Raw genomic sequence first — 18,241 nt, 5'->3', positions numbered from 1 at the left:
AGCGCAGTTTACTGGGCGCTGTCCTGCTCATCGAAAACGCTCTGCGCCAGATGGAACGCGGCGTTGGATGCTGGCAGGCCGCAGTAGAGCGCAGCATGCATCAGCAACTCTTTGATTTCATCCCGGCTGACGCCGTTATTGAACGCGGCCCGCAGGTGCATCTTCAGCTCCGCTTCGCGGTTAAGCGCAATCAGCATGCCGATGGTGATCAGGCTGCGCGTGTGGCGAGTCAGGCCGGGCCGGGTCCAAATCTCGCCCCAGGCGTAGCGGCTGATAAAGTTCTGGAATTCGTCATTCAGCGGCGACAGGTTTTCGAGCGTACGCTCAACATGGGCGTCGCCGAGCACCGCCCGGCGTACGGTCATGCCCTGCTGGTAGCGCTGCTGCTGGGTCAGCTGTGCGTCAATAAAAGGCTGCAGCGCGCGGTTAAACGCCAGCCAGACCTCGACGCTGGACAAGTGCGAGGCGGGCAGCACGACACGCTGCGCGCCCGGGATCTGTTCAGCCATGCTGTCAGCATCGGCCAGGGTCGTTACCCTGTCGTCACGCCCGGCAATCACCAGCACGGGTAATGAAATCGCCGCCAGTTCGTGGCGCAAATCGGCTGTCGCCAGGGCTTCACAACAGTCAGCGTAGCTGTCGGCGTCACAGGCGCTGAGCTGGGATACCAGATGGTTTACCGTCGCAGGCGCACGTTCACAGAAGGCCGGGGTAAACCAGCGTGCCGCCGCGCCCTCTGCAATGGCGGCCATGCCGTACTGACGAGCCTGCGCGGCCCGCTCTCGCCAGGCGGCCGACTCGCCGATCTTTGCCGCGCTGTTGGCGATCGTGAGCGTGATCAGGCGTTGCGGATGAAAACGCGCCAGCCAGAGTCCGGTCAGCCCGCCCATTGAAATGCCGCAGAAGTGCACCCTGTCGATGCCCAGTTGGTCCAGCAGCGACAGGACCGCCATCCCCAGCTGTTCCAGCGAGCGGGTTTGTCCGTTCGGTGCCGAAGCACCGTGGCCGGGAACGTCGTAACGCAAAAGGCGATACGTCCCTATCAGCGCATCACGCTGCGGCTGCCACATCTCGGACGTTGTGCCTAAGGAGTTACTGAATAAAATCACCGGGGCATCGTCTGGCCCCTCAAGTACGTAATGCAGCATCATGTGGCCCTCGCAGCCGCTAAAACCTGGTGAATAAAGCGTGACGCGCTGCCCGTGGCGTTCGCCGGATCGAGCAGCCTCTCCAGTTCGGGCCGACTCAGGTGCGCGGCAACGGTTTCATCCGCGCACAGGACGGTCAGCAAACGCTGCTGCGTCGCCAGCGCCCGACGGCAGCACTGTTCAATATGATGATGGGCCTGCTGCCGTCCCAGCGCGTCTGCCAGCGCCAGCGTGACCGCTTCCGCCATGATGAGCCCCTGTGTCAGGCCGAGATTGCGTTGCATGGCTTCTTCATGGACTTCCAGTCCGTCGATCAGCTCTGTGCTGTGTACCAGCGCCGCGCCGCTGAGCATAATCAGCTGCGGCAGGCTCTGCCACTCGGCCTGCCAGCCGCCCAGCGCACGCTCGTGCTCCTGAACCTGACCGGCATACAGACCTGACATCAGGGCCGGCACCCGGTTGGCCGCGCTGAGAATCGCCGCGCTGAGCACCGGATTCCGTTTGTGCGGCATGGTAGAAGATCCCCCGCGCCCCGGCGCCAGGGGTTCACTGACTTCGCCGACTTCGCTCTGCATCAGAAGCGACATGTCCCGGGCCAGCTTGCCCAGCGTACCGGTAAGACCGGCATACCAGCCCGCCAGCTCGGTGATTCTGTCGCGCTGCGCATGCCAGGGCGTAGCGCTTCGCGGCAGCGCCAGCACATCAGACAACGCCTGCTCGACGCGTTCGCCCTTTTCCCCCAGGGATGCCAGCGTGCCCGCCGCCCCGCCAAACTGCAGCGCCAGCACCCGCGGCCGCATGGCCGCCAGTCGCGCACGAAAACGCACCAGCGCATCCAGCGTGCCCGCCAGCTTCAGGCCTAACGTCACCGGCAGCGCGTGCTGCAGCCAGGTCCGGCCGACCATCAGCGTCGTGCTGTGCCGCTCGCACTGAATCGTCAGGGCGGCAATCAGCCGATCCAGCAGCGAAGCCGTGTCGTTAAGCGCGGTGCGCAGTTGCAGCATCAGTCCGCTGTCGATCGCATCCTGACTGGTTGCGCCCCAGTGCACATAGCGCGCGGCCTCGGGCGACGTCGCCGCAACCACGGCAGTGAGCTGTTTAACCAGCGGAATCGCCAGGTTGCCCGCCAGGCCCGCCGCCTGCGTCAGCGCCGCCGTATCGATCGCCTGCGCCTGGCAACAGGCCTGAATACAGTGAGCGGCGGCGTGATCGATCACGCCTGCCGTGGCCAGCGCCTGTGCCAGCCCGGCTTCGAAATCCAGCATTCCCTGTAACAACGCCGTATCGCTAAAGCAGTCGTCAAGGGGAGAGGCCATAAACATGGCGCGGTAAAGAGACATTGGTTATACCCGTTCCAGAATGAGTGCGATGCCTTGCCCCACGCCCACGCACATGGTGCACAGCGCGTAACGGCCGCCCGTGCGCCGCAGCTGATACGCTGCGGTCATGGCCAGCCTGCCGCCTGACGCGCCCAGCGGATGTCCCAGCGCAATCGCGCCGCCGTTGGGATTCACATGGGCAGCATCATCGGCCAGTCCCAGTGCGCGCGTCACCGCCAGCGCCTGGGCAGCGAAAGCCTCATTTAATTCGATCACGTCCATTTGCGCCAGCGTCAGGCCACTTTGAGCCAGCACTTTACGCACGGCAGGCACCGGACCATAGCCCATAATGCGCGGCTCCACGCCACAGGCCGCCATCGCCACAATCCGCACCAGTGGCGTGAGTCCATGTTCTGCCGCCGCGTTCTCGCTCGCCAGCAGCAAGGCGCAGGCCCCATCGTTAATGCCCGATGCGTTACCCGCCGTCACGCTGCCGTCCGGGCTGACCACGCCTTTTAAGCCCGCCAGCGCCGCCAGCGAGGTGCTGCGCGGATGCTCGTCACAGGTGACGTTCAGGGCTTCGCCTTTGCGCTGCGGGATGCTCACCGCCATCAGTTCGTCACTAAACAGCCCCATTTCCTGCGCCCGGGCGGTACGCAACTGACTACGTAGGGCAAAAGCATCCTGATCGGCGCGGCTGATAGCGAAATCACGCGCTACGTTTTCTGCCGTTTCCGGCATGGTTTCGACACCAAAGCGAGCGCGCATCTGCGGGTTGATGAAGCGCCATCCCATCGTCGTGTCTTCCATTTTCAGGGAACGGCTAAACGCGCTGTCTGCTTTGCCGGTCACAAAGGGCGCGCGCGACATGCTCTCCACGCCGCCCGCTATCATTATTTCGGCCTCACCGCATTTGATCGCCCGGGCGGCCGTGCCGATGGCATCCAGCCCCGAGCCGCACAAACGGTTGAGCGTGGTGCCCGGCACGCTGGACGGCAGCCCGGCCAGTAACAGCGCCATGCGCGCCACGTTACGGTTGTCTTCTCCCGCCTGATTTGCGCAGCCGTAAATCACATCGTCAATAGCCTGCGCCACCGAAGCCGGCTGGCGGGCTAACAGCGCCGCTAAGGGTAAAGCAGCCAGATCGTCAGCACGCAGGCTGGCAAGCGCGCCCGCGTAACGGCCAAAGGGCGTACGGAGTGCATCGCAGATAAACGCCTGTTGCATCAGCTTCTCCTCAGGCGGTAGCCAGTTCAGGTTGCAATAAACGCACCGGCGTTAACGCCTGCAGCGCATCAAAACTCAGCCCGGGGCAGCACTCCACCACCAGCGGGCCCTGTGGGGTAATATCGATCACGGCCATATCGGTATAGAGGCGACTGACGCAGCCCAGACCGGTAAGCGGATAGCTACACTGTTTGACCAGCTTGCACTCCCCTTTTTTGGTCAGGTAATCCATCATCACATAGACTTTGCGCGCGCCGATGGCGAGATCCATTGCCCCGCCTACGGCAGGAATCGCGTCCTGCGCGCCGGTGCTCCAGTTAGCCAGATCGCCGCCGACAGACACCTGATAGGCCCCCATCACGCAGATATCCAGATGCCCGCCGCGCATCATGGCAAACGAGTCGCCGTGGTGGAAAAAACAGCCGCCAGGCAGCAGCGTTACCTGCTCTTTCCCGGCGTTGATCAGCTCTGGATCCTCCTCTCCGGCGACGGGAGCGGGCCCCATGCCGAGGAGCCCATTCTCGCTGTGCAGGAAGATCTCTTTATCTGCAGGCAGATAGTTGGCAATGCGGGTGGGCAGGCCGATGCCCAAATTGACGTAGGCGCCCTCAGGAATATCGCGCGCCACGCGCTGTGCCAGTTGGTCTCGGGTGAGTTTTTGCATAGCCTACTCCTCAGGCGGAAAGGGTCAGGGTCACGGGATTAGCCACGGCCACCAGCCGCTGCACAAAAATGCCCGGCGTGACGACGTTTTCAGGATCGAGCTGGCCGAGCGGCACCAGTTCTGCCACCTGCGCAATCGTGGTCGTAGCGGCCATCGCCATCACCGGACCAAAATTTCGTGCCGCTTTGCGGTAAACAAGGTTGCCCCAGCGGTCGCCCTGATGCGCTTTGATCAGGGCAAAATCAGCCTTGAGCGGCTTTTCAAATACGTAATGACGACCGTCGATTTCACGGGTTTCTTTGCCCTCCGCAAGCGGTGTACCAAAGGCGGTTGGCGTGAAAATCCCCCCCAGCCCGCTCCCTGCCGCCTGCATTCTGGCGGCAAGGTTGCCCTGCGGCACCAGCTCCAGTGCAATTTCTCCCCGGCGATAGCGTTCGTCGAACACCCAGGAATCGACCTGGCGGGGAAAAGAGCAAATCATCTTCTCAACACAGCCGGCCTTCAGCAGCGCGGCCAGGCCACTTTCGCCGTTGCCCGCGTTGTTGCTGATCACCGTCAGCCCGCGCACGCCATGGTCAATCAGCGCATCAATCAGCTCCAGGGGCTGGCCTGCGGGTCCAAATCCGCCAATCATGATGCTGGCCCCGTCCGGTATCACCGCAACGGCCTCTGCCAGCGTTGCCACACTTTTATCGATCATCTGCTCTTCCTTTCGCCCGGCACAGGCCGGCTTGTCGTGAATAGCCAAAAAGTAGATCGCTATGTGACAGCAAACAATACCGATAATCGAAATAGTGTGCGATTATCGGTCACTGACGGGATAAAACAGGACATTGCGATCGCGCACACAGGCGTGCGCGCATCAAGCCACTGACAGGAGAAAACCATGACGGATGAACAACAACGACTGCGCGGTAACAGCGATCCCTGGAAAGGCGATCCCAATTTTATGGCCTCCCTGGCGCGGGGACTGGAAGTGCTACAGGCGTTTACGCCACAGCGCCGCCTGATGTCCGTGTCGCAAATCAGTCAGCGTACGGGCATTCCCCGTGCGGCCGTGCGGCGCTGTCTGTATACGCTGAGCAAGCTGGGGTTTGTGTATGCGGAGGATGGCAAAAACTTTGAACTGCGTCCGCGCGTGCTCTCTCTCGGCCACAACTGGTTAGGCGCAACGCCGCTTGCCAGCGCCTCGCAGCCGGTTTTGCGTCAGCTCAGCCAGACGCTGAACGAGTCCTGTTCGATGGCGGTACTGGACGGGGACGACATTCTCTACATCGCCCGTGCGTCGGCATCGCGCATTATGACGATTGACCTGCACATCGGCAGCCGCCTGCCTGCCAGCACCACCTCCATGGGAAGAGTGCTGTTAAGCGGCCTGGCCAGTGAACCGCTTAACGATTACCTGGCGCGCTTGACCCAGCTGCGTTATACCAGTCATACGCTGGTAAGCAGCAGCGCACTGCGTGAAGAACTGGCGCGCGTCAGGCAGCAGGGCTACGCCATTAACGATCAGGAACTGGAAATCGGGCTGCGATCTCTCGCCGTGCCGCTCAGCGCGCCGGGAGGCCGAATAGTGGCCGCGCTCAACGTGGGCGTGCATGCCGGGCAGGTTTCTGCCGATACGCTGCGCCAGCACCATTTGCCGCTGCTGCAGGAGGCGGCCCGGGAAATCTCCCTGCTGCTGCGTCAATAATCTGTTTTGCCCCTCAACGTCGCTACAAAATTCGTGGTAACGTGAAGGCTGAGTTGCAAGCGGCAAAGTAGAGAGTTATGACCACGAAAAAAATTGATACCACCCTCGTCAGCGCTGGACGCAACAAGCGTTATACCCAAGGCTCGGTGAATGCGGTCATTCAGCGAGCCTCTTCACTGGTTTTCGATAGCGTTGCAGAGAAAAAACGGGCCACCGCAGGGCGCGCGAAAGGCGAACTGTTTTACGGCCGTCGCGGCACCCTGACGCATTTCGCCTTGCAGGATGCCATGACGGAGCTGGAGGGCGGCGCGGGCTGTGTTCTCTATCCTTGCGGCGCAGCAGCCGTCTCCAATGCCATCCTCGCGTTTGTCGAAGCGGGCGACCACATTTTAATGAGCGGCGCCGTTTACGAACCGACTCAGGACTTCTGCACAAAAATACTCAGCAAGCTCCAGGTCTCGACCACCTGGTTTGATCACTGTATTGGTCACGACATCGCCGCGCTGGTTCAGCCTAACACCCGCGTGGTTTTCCTGGAATCTCCCGCCTCCATCACCATGGAAGTGCAGGACGTGCCGGCTATCGTTGCGGCGATACGCGCTAAAGCGCCAGACGCCATCATTATGATCGACAACACCTGGGCGGCAGGCGTGCTGTTCAGCCCGCTGGCCCTGGGCGTGGATATTTCTATTCAGGCTGGAACGAAATACCTGATCGGCCACAGTGACGCCATGATTGGCACCGCTGTCGCCAACGCCCGCTGCTGGGATCAACTGCGCGAAAACAGCTACCTGATGGGCCAGATGGTGGATGCCGATACGGCTTACATGGCAAGCCGTGGCTTACGTACGCTGGGCGTGCGCCTGCGCCAGCATGAAGAGAGTGCGCTGCAGGTAGCAGAGTGGCTTTCTGCGCGCCCTGAAGTGGCGCGGGTTAACCATCCGGCGCTGCCCTCGTGCCGCGGGCATGCATTCTGGCAGCGTGACTTCACCGGCAGCAGCGGTTTATTTTCATTCGTGCTGCGGCAAAAACTGAGCCGTGAACAGCTGGCGAATTATCTCGACCATTTTCATCACTTCAGCATGGCTTATTCCTGGGGTGGATATGAGTCACTGATTTTAGCCAACCAGCCCGAAGAGTTAGCGGCCATTCGCCCGGCCGGTGGCGTTGACTTTGAGGGGACGCTGATACGGCTCCACATTGGTCTTGAGCATGTCGATGACCTGCTGGTCGATCTTGAGGCAGGCTTTGATCGCCTGACGCGCTAAAATAGTAAACATGATATAAACCAGGCGCCGACCGTCGTGATATTACACCCGGTCATGGCTGGTTAGCTGTTAACATTCGATCTATAAAAAAGTGTTCAGTCAGCAGAAGAACCGCAACATTTTACCCCTTCACCGCGCAATGCTGTGGCGGGAAGTAAGAGGTCAGCCAGGTCTGAACAGAACAATTGAGTTTCATTTTGACGTAATGGGATAGCTAATGGGTGTTTTACACGAGATTGTGCACGCGCTTTGGCATCAGGACTTTGCCGCGCTGGCCAATCCAGAAGTGGTCTGGATCGTTTACAGCGTAATGTTTATGACGCTATTCCTGGAAAATGGTTTGTTACCTGCCTCTTTTTTGCCTGGCGACAGCCTCTTGCTACTGGCCGGTGCCATGGTGGCTAAAGGCGTGATGGACTTTTTCCCGACGCTGGTGATACTCACGGTCGCCGCCAGTCTGGGCTGCTGGCTGAGTTATCTGCAGGGGCGCTGGCTGGGCAACACGAAGCTGGTGAAGAGCTGGCTGATGCAGCTGCCGGCGCAATATCATCAACGCGCCTGGAATATGTTCAACCGCCATGGTCTGATGGCGCTTCTGGTTGGCCGCTTTCTGGCGTTTATTCGTACCCTGTTGCCTACCATGGCGGGCATTTCCGGACTGTCTAATGCCCGTTTCCAGCTGTTTAACTGGCTCAGCGGCCTGCTCTGGGTCGGCATCGTGGTCACGCTGGGTTACGGTATCAGCCAGGTGCCCTTTATCAAACGTCATGAAGATCAGGTCATGGCGATCCTGATGATACTGCCGATGGTGCTACTGGTGGTCGGCCTGGTCGGCAGCGTCATCGTGATCTGGAAAAAACGTCGCCAGAAACACGCCTGACAGCGGGTAGCGTCAGGCGGGCGGTTCGGCCACCGTCTGGCGCACCCGATTCACTTCCTCTCCCGGCGTCACGCCAAAATAGCGTTTAAACTCACGCGAAAATTGCGACGGACTTTCATAGCCAACCCGCACGGCCGCCACGCTGGCTTTCAGGCCATCGTGCAACATCAGCAACCGCGCCTGATGCAGACGATAACGTTTAAGGTACTGTAACGGCGACGTCTGCGTGACGGCCTTAAAGTTATGGTGAAACGCCGACACGCTCATGTTCACTTCCGCCGCCAGCGCATCCACGCTGAGGTTATCGGCATAGTGATTCTCAATGCGGCGCAGCGCGCGGGCGATCTGGCTGAACTGCGTCTGCCGACTCACCAGCGAGAGCAGCGCGCCGCCTATCGGCCCGGTCAGCACGTAATAAATAATCTCCCGCACAATATGCGGCCCCAGCACGCGCGCATCGCGCGGCTGCGTCATCACATCCAGCAGGCGTTCTGCGGCACACAACATGGGCTCGGTTAACCAGCCGGAGTGAATACCGGAGGTGAGCGGCTGTGGCTGAAACCCTTCGTCGTCACCTATATCCATCAGCAGATCCTGCAGACTGGCCGTGTCCACGCGTAAACACATTCCGGCCAACGGCTGCTCCGGTGAGGCCCAGGTTTCGCATTCGACCGGCAAGGGCACGGTCAGCATTAAATATTTTGTGGCGTCGTACTGAAAAACCGTACTGCCGAGATAGCCGGTTTTACCGCCCTGAAACAGAATGACGATGCCCGGCTGATACATGATGGGCGTGCGCGGACGATACTGATCGGCGTAGATCAGAGAAACGTTTTCTACCGGACAGCGCTGGTGACGGCCATGTGTCATCAGCGTGACCACCTGCTGAGCCAGACGTTGGCACAATGCGTCGTGAGGCATAATCACTCCAGAAAATAAAACAGCAGTTTGCCGCGCGCCTGGTTAATTCGCCAGCAAAATGGAGAATCAGGCAAGAAGTTTACAGGATCAGGCAGGGTTATCCTGTGCGGTTCACAGGCAGCCTGAAAATTGTTAGCTAGACTTAAGCACAGCGAGGATTCACTGGTTTACTGCAAATGTAAGGAGCATGTTATGGCAGACCAACCCATTATCAAACTGCACGATGGTAACATGATGCCGCAACTGGGACTTGGCGTGTGGCAAGCCAGCGTCGAAGATGCCCGTCATGCCGTGCTGAAAGCGCTGGAGGTCGGCTATCGCTCAATTGATACCGCCGCCGCGTATAAAAATGAAGAAGCCATAGGTCAGGCGCTACAGGAAACGGAGGTCGCGCGTGACGATATCTTTGTCACGACCAAGCTGTGGAACAGCGACCAGCAAAACGTTCAGCAGGCGCTGGAAACCAGCCTGGAAAAACTCAAGCTGGATCAGGTTGACCTCTATCTGATGCACTGGCCGTGTCCAGAGAATGATCACTACGTTGAAGCCTGGAAACACATGATCGCACTGCAGCAGCAGGGCCTGGTGAAGAGCATCGGCGTGTGCAACTTTAATCAGCCACACCTGAAGCGACTGCTGGAAGAGACGGGCGTGACTCCGGTCATCAACCAGATTGAGCTGCATCCCATGCTGCAACAGCGCACGCTCCATGCCTGGAACGCCATGCACCAGATTCAGACTGAATCCTGGAGTCCGCTGGCCCAGGGCGGTGAAGGCGTATTCGATCAGGACATCATCAAATCGCTGGCGAAAAAATACGGTAAAACCCCGGCGCAAATCGTCATCCGCTGGCACCTGGACAGCGGCCTGGTGGTGATCCCTAAGTCCGTCACGCCTGCGCGCATTGAAGAAAATTTCAAGGTGTTTGATTTCCGTCTGGATAAGACAGAAATGAGCGAGATTGCGAAGCTGGACAGCGGTAATCGCCTGGGGCCTGACCCGGATACGTTCAACGGCTGACCATCGCCTGCCTCGACTTAACAAGAGAGTGGGTACGCATCGCCTCTCCCGGCTGGGGGAGGCTTTTTTTTATGGCTGCGCGGGAACGGGGAGTTTTAAGATTTTTTAAAATCTGTGTCAAAGGACATCATTGATGATCAGCCTGCGTCAGACGCATTCGTCTTCTCCGGCACAAGATGAGCGGCTCGCCAGCACATCGCCACATCCTGCGCCTCGTTAAGTCAAATCCCCCCTCTAAAACCTTGCCTTATCCGCCAGCAATACGGTTATCTGTGCCGTTTAAAAACGGGCTCAGCCTGCTGGTGGCTCCGTTTCCTGTTAGCGCGTCACGCTTTGCAACACACCGCCGGGCTGACTGACTGTGCCGGTCTGATAACCGGGGTGATAATGATTAACGTTATGATCTTTTAGCCTGGCTCTGCTGCCCGCCCACCCCCGTTCAAGGGTTCGCGGCATTAAGGCGCAGTGAAGTAAAGCGTAACGTTATCAACCCAGGAGCCTGTCATGTCGGTTATCAATACCAATATCCTGTCATTGATCGTTCAGAATGACCTTTTCCTTTCGCAAAACGCGATGTCGACGGCCATTGAACGCCTCTCTTCCGGACTCCGCATTAACAGCGCTAAAGATGATGCTGCCGGGATGGCGATAGCTAACCGTCTGACCTCAAGGATCAACGGAATGACGGTTGCCACCCGAAACGCCGGTGAGGGTATTTCGCTGTCACAAACCGCTGAGGGCGCGCTCGATGAAATAAACAACAACCTGCAACGTATACGCGACCTCACGGTACAGGCACAAAATGGAAGCAACTCCGCTGCGGATATCGACTCGATTCAGACCGAAGTGAACCAGCGCATGGAGGAAATTAACCGCATTACGGCGCAAACGGATTTCAATGGCATTAAGGTGCTGAATACCGGATCGGGTGCGTCCGAGTATCGCTTTCAGGTCGGTGCGGAAGACGGTGAAACCATCAGCATCGATATTGATTCGAGTGACCGGTACAACCTGCTAAAAGCGGGAACAACCGGCACCACGCTCAACGTCCGTCAGATGACATCAGGTGATACCGTTAACGGGGCCGCACGTACGGTTGCCGCAGAGGGTTTTGACGTTCTGAAAGGCGCAGTGACTGGCGGAGCGAACGGGACAGCGACGGGGAACTCGCCTCTGACTGATATTGACCGGGCGATTCAGTTCGTTGACACGCAACGCAGCATGATGGGGGCAGACCAGAACCGCTTTCAGTCCGCTATCGCCAACCTGGGGAGCATGGTGACCAACCTCACTGCCGCACGGAGCCGGATAGAGGATGTTGATTACGCGACAGAAGTATCGGCGCTGTCACAGGCGCAGATTTTACAGCAGGCCGGCGTAGCGATGCTGGCTCAGGCCAACCAGATGCCCCAGTTGATGCTGCAGCTTCTTCGGTTTTAATCTCCGAAGGGCACGGGCAGGAGAGGCTCTCCTGCCCTGTTGAAGCACGTGTGCCGCTAAGACAGCGTAGGTTGCGTCAGCAGCTGACCTGCCGTGCCGCGATCCGCCAGTTCCAGCGTCTGGCTGTGATAGACAAACGGAAAATGCTCAGAAGAACTTTGCGTAAAGCTCACCAGAAGCTCTACGTCTCCGTCCACCCAGACCGTGTCCTTCCAGCCGCGATCTTCGCCCATGGGCTGAGCGCCGTTTACGCTCTTAATCAGGAACATGACGCCCTGGATGTGGAAAGATTGCGGACGATCGGCGCGAATAATCCAGCGTTCGAACGTGCCCTGCTGTGCGGTAGAATCAATGCGGTTCATATCCCAGACGGCACCATTGATGCCCGGCAGGCTGTCGCCAATGCGGAACTCACGCGTGCGCACCGAGGCGCCATCCAGAATCTGATCGGCTAGCAAACGCATCGGCAGGTTATCCGTCACCAGCGGCAGCAGGCCGGTAGGCCGCAGCGTAAGCACCAGCGTTGAGGTCAGGATTGTGGAGGGCTCAAAGAAACCGCGCAAACGATCCATAATGCCCGCCGCCGTGCCTGCCGTGATGGAGACTTCATCCCCTTGCGACATATCCACTAAGACTTCACGCCGTTCGCCCGGCGCCAGAGTTAAGCGCTGTACGGCGACGGGTGACGGCAGAAAGCCCTGATCGCTGGCAATCACCGTGAAGGGCCGGTTGTCACTGAGGCTCAGTTCATAACGCCGCGCATTGGAGGCGTTGAGTAACCGCAGACGGACCCAGCCACGTGATACCTCGACAAAAGGGTTACGCACACCGTTAACCAGCAGCGTATCGCCGAGAAAACCGCCGTCGCCCGGTGGGTCATAAACCGGCGTGGCAAAGTTATCCAGCCGTTTATCCTGAATAATCAGGGGGAAATCATCCACGCCATAGTGTTTCGGCAAAGGTAGCTGCTTGCTGATGTCATCCTCAATCAACCACATGCCCGCCAGGCCGTTGTACACGTGCGGGGCCATGCGATTTGGCGTGTTGGCGTGATACCAACAGGTCGCGGCACTCTGGCGAATGGGTAAAACCGGCGCCCAGTCGACCCCGGCTGACATCATGCGCGGCGCGCCGCCCATCAGTGCGCCCGGCACCTGTAGGCCACTGACCGTCATTGAAACGGGTTCATTGAGGCGGTTGCTGTAAATCAGTTTGACATCATCACCGCTGTACACGCGCACCGTGGGGCCGAGGTACATGCCGTTGATGCCCCAGACCGGGACTTTATTGTTATCGCCGTTAAACGACCAGTGGCTGCGCTGCAGGGTGAGAAACAGCGGCTGACCGCGGCGAGATTCCAGTAGCGGCGGGACAGGCAGGGGCGTATCACCGCCCGCAGAAGCGGCACGCGCCGCATGAGGCACAAGCGCGGCACTGAGCGCCGCACCGGCAGAAAGCTGGATAAACTGACGTCTGCTGAAAGACATTGAATTTCAGACCTTTTACGCGTGGCGCTGAACCGCCAACTCTGTTTTTATTGCTGCCATTGCTGTGCTGCGTGCACGGCGAGCAACGTCATGCTGACTCGCCGTGGGGCATCCATGCAGAATAGTCCGATAAAGGGCTTATCGGTTAGATTTTACCGTTTTTTTCGCGTTCTTCGACTTCGGCGTTCAGCTCTTCCAGCTTGGCCGCCATCAATTCCCGGCAGTGAGTCGCCAGCTTGCGCACCGAAGAGGATTCGAATTGTTTCACGTCCACCGGCGGCAGCATTTCCACAATCACCAGTCCGTTTTTCAGGCGGTTGAGGTTAATCTTGCCGTGAGTATTCGATACTACAATTGGAATGATCGGCACGCCTGCGGCAACGGCGGCATGAAATGCCCCGGTTTTAAAGGGTAACAACCCACGACCACGGCTGCGCGTGCCCTCCGGGAACATCCAGAAGGAGATGCGTTTTTTATTAAACTGATCCACCAGCTCACCGATCGTCCCGTGTGCTTTGGCGCGGTTGTCACGATCGATCAGCAGGTTGCCGGTCAGCCAGTAAAGCTGACCAAAAAAAGGTATCCACAACAGGCTTTTTTTACCGACGGTGACCGTTGTTGGCTGCACAATCTTGGCTGCAGTGACCATATCGTAGTTGTTCTGGTGGTTAGCGATGTAAATCGCGTTGCCGTAGTTATCCGCGCCTTCGGGCCGACGAAGCTCAACTTTAAGCCCAAACAGCGTCGATAATTTGCCAAACAGGTGACCAAAGGTCGCAACGTGGCGCGGATTACGTGGCGAGAACAGGCACCAGATACAGCCAAAAAAACTCAGCAATATTGAATAAATCACTACGATAATAGTGCGTAATATCAGTAACATATTTTCCTCAATGTGACACGGCTGGCCGGGGCCAGCCGGGTGAATTACGCGTCGCTGTCCGCGCTGCCGGGACGTGCCGGCGCATCCAGTTCGACCCGATCAATTTTTTGCAGGCCGCGCGGCAGCAGTGTGCCACGACGGCCGCGATCGGCACGGAACTTCTGCAACTCTTCACTGCGTAACAGCAGCTTGCGTTTGCCAACGTGTAGCGTAATCGCACTGCCCGGTGGCAGGATCATCAGCCAGGCCAGTTTATCCGCTCCCGACGCGGCATCCGCAGACGGAATCGAGATAATCTTGTTGCCCTTGCCCTTTGACATCTGCGGCAGCTCGCCGACCGGGAACATCAACATCCTGCCCGCCTGCGTAATGGCCAGCAGCATGTCATCTTCGTGATGTACAGCCATGGGCGTCATCACGCGGGCATTTTCAGGCAGCGTCAGCAGCGCTTTACCCGCACGGTTGCGCGAAATCAGATCGTTGAAGGTACAGATGAAACCGTATCCGGCATCAGACGCCATCAGCAAACGCTGCTCTTCCGGCTCCATCAGCACCTGCTCCATAACGGCACCCGGCGGTGGCGTCAGCTTACCGGTCAGCGGCTCGCCCTGCCCGCGTGCCGACGGCAGCGAGGTGGGATCCAGCGTATAGCTGCGTCCGGTGGAATCGATAAAGGCCACAGGTTGGTTACTCTTGCCGCGCGCCGCCGCCAGATAGCTGTCGCCCGCTTTGTAGCTCAGCCCTGCCGGGTCGATGTCATGTCCTTTAGCACTGCGCACCCAGCCCATCTGCGACAGCACAATGGTGACAGGCTCGGACGGCACCAGCTCGGTTTCACTCAGCGCTTTCGCTTCTTCACGCTCACGCAGCGGTGAACGGCGGTCGTCGCCAAAATTGTTGCTGTCTGCCTGCAGCTCTTTTTTCAGCAGCGTATTCATTTTGCGTTCGGACGCCAGAATCGCCTGCAGCTGATCGCGCTCTTTTTCCAGCTCGCTCTGCTCGCCGCGAATCTTCATCTCTTCCAGCTTGGCCAAATGACGCAGCTTGAGTTCAAGGATCGCTTCAGCCTGGGTTTCGCTAATGTCAAAGCGCGACATCAGTACCGGTTTCGGCTCGTCCTCGGTACGGATGATATGAATCACTTCATCAATATTGAGGAACGCCACCAGCAAACCGTCAAGGATATGCAAACGGCGCAGCACGCGATCTAAACGGTAGTTCAGACGGCGGCGCACGGTGTCACGACGGAACACTAACCATTCAGACAGGATCTCCAGCAGGTTTTTTACCGCCGGACGGTTATCCAGGCCGATCATATTGAGGTTGATGCGGTAGCTTTTTTCCAGATCGGTGGTGGCGAACAGGTGGTTCATGACCTGCTCAAGATCGACGCGATTGGATCGCGGCACGATCACCAGCCGGGTGGGGTTTTCGTGATCGGATTCGTCACGAAGATCCTCTACCATCGGCAGCTTTTTGTTGCGCATCTGGTTGGCGATCTGCTCCAGCACGCGCGCGCCGGATACCTGATGCGGCAGCGCGGTGATCACCACTTCGCCGTCTTCTTTTTTCCACACCGCGCGCTGGCGCACCGAACCGCGTCCGTTCTGATAGATTTTGCGAATCTCGTCACGAGGCGTGATGATCTCGGCTTCAGTCGGGAAATCCGGGCCCTGCACGATTTCCAGCAACGCATCCAGGCTGGTTTTCGGATCGTCAATCAGGGCGATAGCGGCCTGCGCCACTTCACGCAGGTTGTGCGGCGGAATATCCGTTGCCATGCCCACCGCAATGCCGGTGGTGCCGTTCAGCAGGATGTTCGGCAGCCGCGCCGGCAGCATCTTGGGCTCCTGCATCGTGCCGTCAAAGTTCGGCACCCAGTCAGCCGTGCCCTGCCCCAGCTCGCCCAGCAGCACTTCGGCATACTTCGACAGGCGCGACTCGGTGTAACGCATGGCGGCGAAAGATTTAGGATCGTCCGGCGCGCCCCAGTTTCCCTGGCCATCGACCAGCGGATAGCGGTAGGAGAACGGCTGTGCCATCAGCACCATGGCTTCATAGCAGGCGCTGTCGCCATGAGGATGGTATTTACCCAGCACGTCACCGACGGTACGGGCGGATTTTTTAAATTTGGCGGTGGCGTTCAGCCCCAGCTCTGACATGGCATAGACAATGCGGCGCTGCACGGGCTTTAAACCGTCGCCAATATAAGGCAGCGCGCGGTCCATGATGACGTACATGGAGTAATTTAAGTACGCATTCTCAGTAAACGTATGCAGGGCAAGACGCTCTGCACCATCCTGCGTCAATTCGCTCATTAAGTCCTCATCCTCACATCGTGACCCGCAACGGCGGATCACCCGGCGGTTGTTTGGCGAGGATAGTACCTTATTCGTGGGTGTTAGTCACAGGCCAGACGCAGTCAGGCCTGGGGTTTTTTCCCGGTTGACCGATCGCCGAAAATCCGCCTCAGGACAAAATGCCGAATGTCTTATTTCTAATAGTTTGTGACCGCGCTCGCAATTAATTACCGGCGACGTTATAGCGTATTAATCCTGTCCCGTTTCGGGGACAACATTTAGTATTGTTGATTCGCCTTCCACGCCCTACATTCAATTTTAACGCTGTTACACACTTTTATTTTTTTCCAGGTTGGATTTAACGAATTGCCACTTAAGCACCGCTAACGAAATAATAGACAGGTGACTGAATGCAGAATCTGACTTCACGACAACACCGGTTACTGAAATTACTGCTGCAGGCGGGTACGCCGCTGGCTTTAACGCAATTAGCCCAGCAGTTAACCGTTTCTGAAAAAAGTATTTATCGCGATTTGCAAAGCCTGGAAATCTGGCTGGGCGCCTGGCAGGCACAGCTGATCAAGCTGCCCGGTCGCAGCGTGATACTGCAAACCGAGGATATCGCGCAACGCCTGCGATTACAGCAGCATCTGGCCAGTGAAGAGAACTGGTCTGAAGGTTTAAGCAACAATGCACGCCGGGTGAAAATTCTGTCACAGCTGCTGAGGGATGCGCCGCGTGAAACCTCCATCAGTAAGTTATCTGAACGCTATTTCATTAGTCACGCTTCTATCGTCAACGATTTAAAGGTCATTGAAGAGTGGCTACAACCGCTGGCGCTGGCGCTGGTCAGAAGTCAGAGCGGTACGCATGTCGAAGGCAGTGAGCAGGCATTACGTCAGGCGATGGTATCGCTGATTAACGATGTTATGCAGCATTACGGTGGCAGTAACACAGCGCTACCGCGGCTGGACCCGGGCAGTTACCAGGCGCTGGTCCACTATTTTGGCGAGGAGGATGTGGCGTTTGTGCAGACCTTACTGCAGCAGATGGAGCAGCAGCTTGGCTATCCACTGAGCGATGCGTACTACATCAATCTGTCCACCCACATCCTGATTATGATCCACCGCATGTCGCAGGGTAAGGCTTTATCTCTGCCCTTAGCGCTGAGCGCTCAGGAAATGGATAATCGCATTCTGAAGATTGCCCGCCAAATGGTGCGACAGGTTGAACAACGTTTAGGCCAGTCAGTGCCAGCGGATGAAGTCGGATTTATTTATCAGTACATTATTTCGTCGGGCATTGTAGTTGAAGAACGCGGCAGCGATATGTTGCCGCAATATCAATTATCGAATGAAGCGTCGCGTAATATTACGGTTGAATTAATTCGCTGCTTCTCAGAACTGATTCAACAGGACCTCACTGCCGATCCTTTATTATTTGAAGGTTTACTTTTCCATATTAAGCCATTACTTAACCGGCTGAAATATCATATTAGCATTCGTAATCCATTGCTCGATGATATTAAAACGGAGCTGAGTGAAATTTTTACGCTGACTCAGCGGGCCATGCAGCTTACCGCCGCGCGTTTTCATTACGGGTCGATTGCTGACGACGAAGTGGGCTATTTATGTGTCCATTTTCAGGCCGCGCTGGAACGGCAAATCGCCCATAAACGCATTTTGCTGGTCTGTTCCAGCGGCGTCGGCACCTCGCATCTCCTGAAGAGCCGTATTCTGCGCGCGTTCCCGGACTGGATTATTGCGGGCGTCATTTCGGCCAGTAACCTCGGCGATTTTTGCCAACAGGAGCCGGTGGATCTGGTGATCTCGACTATTCACCTCGATACCTCGCTGTTTCCTACCGTGTATGTGACCGCGTTTTTCAATGACGACGATATTCGCCGTGTGACTGACGCCATGATTGGCAGCCAACTGCCGAAGGCCGTTAACAGCGCCCTGGCAGAACATTAACTGAATGAGGTCTGACTG

15 protein-coding genes are annotated in these 18,241 nt (G+C 57.8%); 6 read left to right on the top strand and 9 right to left on the bottom strand.

The genetic code is table 11. The features are described from left to right. Positions 1-8 precede the first annotated feature (8 nt). From pcaDC to PAGR_RS03750, 5 genes are read right to left on the bottom strand one after another with little or no spacing between them, the layout of a single operon-like run. On the bottom strand, positions 9-1,148 hold the full coding sequence (pcaDC, locus tag PAGR_RS24070) for a bifunctional 3-oxoadipate enol-lactonase/4-carboxymuconolactone decarboxylase PcaDC (protein WP_435674031.1): 1,140 nt from the start codon (positions 1,146-1,148) through the stop codon (positions 9-11). Next, on the bottom strand, positions 1,148-2,488 hold the full coding sequence (locus PAGR_RS03765; RefSeq protein WP_014605040.1) for a 3-carboxy-cis,cis-muconate cycloisomerase: 1,341 nt from the start codon (positions 2,486-2,488) through the stop codon (positions 1,148-1,150). Before PAGR_RS03765 ends, pcaDC begins: the two co-directional genes overlap by 1 nt. A 3-nt stretch (positions 2,489-2,491) precedes the next feature. Further along, positions 2,492-3,694: a 3-oxoadipyl-CoA thiolase gene (gene pcaF / locus PAGR_RS03760; RefSeq protein WP_014605039.1), complete on the bottom strand. Its 1,203-nt coding sequence runs from the start codon at positions 3,692-3,694 to the stop codon at positions 2,492-2,494. A 10-nt stretch (positions 3,695-3,704) separates the two neighbouring features. Continuing rightward, positions 3,705-4,358, bottom strand: a complete 654-nt coding sequence (locus PAGR_RS03755; RefSeq protein ID WP_013027219.1) for a 3-oxoacid CoA-transferase subunit B — start codon at positions 4,356-4,358, stop codon at positions 3,705-3,707. 10 nt (positions 4,359-4,368) lie between these two features. Next, positions 4,369-5,058 carry a 3-oxoacid CoA-transferase subunit A gene (locus PAGR_RS03750; RefSeq protein WP_014594624.1) on the bottom strand — a complete coding sequence of 230 codons (690 nt, stop codon included), beginning with the start codon at positions 5,056-5,058 and terminating at the stop codon, positions 4,369-4,371. 186 nt (positions 5,059-5,244) lie between these two features. On the opposite strand from PAGR_RS03750, the gene PAGR_RS03745 reads away from it, so the two are divergent. The 3 genes from PAGR_RS03745 (at position 5,245) to PAGR_RS03735 (ending at position 8,199) form a co-directional block, all read left to right on the top strand. Beyond that, the gene (locus PAGR_RS03745) at positions 5,245-6,051 is read left to right on the top strand and encodes an IclR family transcriptional regulator domain-containing protein (protein ID WP_013027221.1); all 807 of its coding nucleotides are present in this window, start codon (positions 5,245-5,247) and stop codon (positions 6,049-6,051) included. Between the two features lie 77 nt (positions 6,052-6,128). Then, positions 6,129-7,319: a cystathionine beta-lyase gene (metC, locus tag PAGR_RS03740; protein WP_013027222.1), complete on the top strand. Its 1,191-nt coding sequence runs from the start codon at positions 6,129-6,131 to the stop codon at positions 7,317-7,319. 217 nt (positions 7,320-7,536) lie between these two features. Beyond that, complete coding sequence (locus PAGR_RS03735; RefSeq protein WP_013027223.1) at positions 7,537-8,199, top strand: DedA family protein; 663 nt, start codon at positions 7,537-7,539, stop codon at positions 8,197-8,199. Between the two features lie 12 nt (positions 8,200-8,211). Here the strand turns inward: PAGR_RS03735 and PAGR_RS03730 are convergent, their stop codons facing one another. After that, positions 8,212-9,120, bottom strand: coding sequence for an AraC family transcriptional regulator (locus PAGR_RS03730; RefSeq protein WP_014605038.1), 909 nt, complete (start codon positions 9,118-9,120; stop codon positions 8,212-8,214). Between the two features lie 192 nt (positions 9,121-9,312). Between PAGR_RS03730 and dkgA the strand changes: the two genes are divergently transcribed. Both dkgA and PAGR_RS03720 read left to right on the top strand, forming a co-directional pair. Continuing rightward, the gene (dkgA, locus tag PAGR_RS03725) at positions 9,313-10,140 is read left to right on the top strand and encodes a 2,5-didehydrogluconate reductase DkgA (protein ID WP_014594626.1); all 828 of its coding nucleotides are present in this window, start codon (positions 9,313-9,315) and stop codon (positions 10,138-10,140) included. A gap of 504 nt (positions 10,141-10,644) precedes the next feature. Then, positions 10,645-11,580 carry a flagellin N-terminal helical domain-containing protein gene (locus PAGR_RS03720; protein ID WP_014594627.1) on the top strand — a complete coding sequence of 312 codons (936 nt, stop codon included), beginning with the start codon at positions 10,645-10,647 and terminating at the stop codon, positions 11,578-11,580. A gap of 56 nt (positions 11,581-11,636) precedes the next feature. Here the strand turns inward: PAGR_RS03720 and ftsP are convergent, their stop codons facing one another. From ftsP to parC, 3 genes are all read right to left on the bottom strand, one after another. Beyond that, positions 11,637-13,067, bottom strand: coding sequence for a cell division protein FtsP (gene ftsP / locus PAGR_RS03715; RefSeq protein WP_013027227.1), 1,431 nt, complete (start codon positions 13,065-13,067; stop codon positions 11,637-11,639). Between the two features lie 145 nt (positions 13,068-13,212). Further along, positions 13,213-13,950, bottom strand: a complete 738-nt coding sequence (locus tag PAGR_RS03710; protein WP_014594628.1) for a 1-acylglycerol-3-phosphate O-acyltransferase — start codon at positions 13,948-13,950, stop codon at positions 13,213-13,215. Positions 13,951-13,994: 44 nt separating this feature from the next. Beyond that, the gene (gene parC, locus PAGR_RS03705; protein WP_014605037.1) at positions 13,995-16,268 is read right to left on the bottom strand and encodes a DNA topoisomerase IV subunit A; all 2,274 of its coding nucleotides are present in this window, start codon (positions 16,266-16,268) and stop codon (positions 13,995-13,997) included. A 392-nt stretch (positions 16,269-16,660) separates the two neighbouring features. Between parC and PAGR_RS03700 the strand changes: the two genes are divergently transcribed. After that, positions 16,661-18,223, top strand: coding sequence for a BglG family transcription antiterminator (locus PAGR_RS03700; protein ID WP_014605036.1), 1,563 nt, complete (start codon positions 16,661-16,663; stop codon positions 18,221-18,223). Positions 18,224-18,241: the final 18 nt, after the last annotated feature.

The organism is Pantoea ananatis PA13, from assembly GCF_000233595.1.
Classification (GTDB): domain Bacteria; phylum Pseudomonadota; class Gammaproteobacteria; order Enterobacterales; family Enterobacteriaceae; genus Pantoea; species Pantoea ananatis.
Note: the sequence above shows the minus strand (reverse complement) of the source record. Positions and strands in the feature narration are given on the sequence as shown.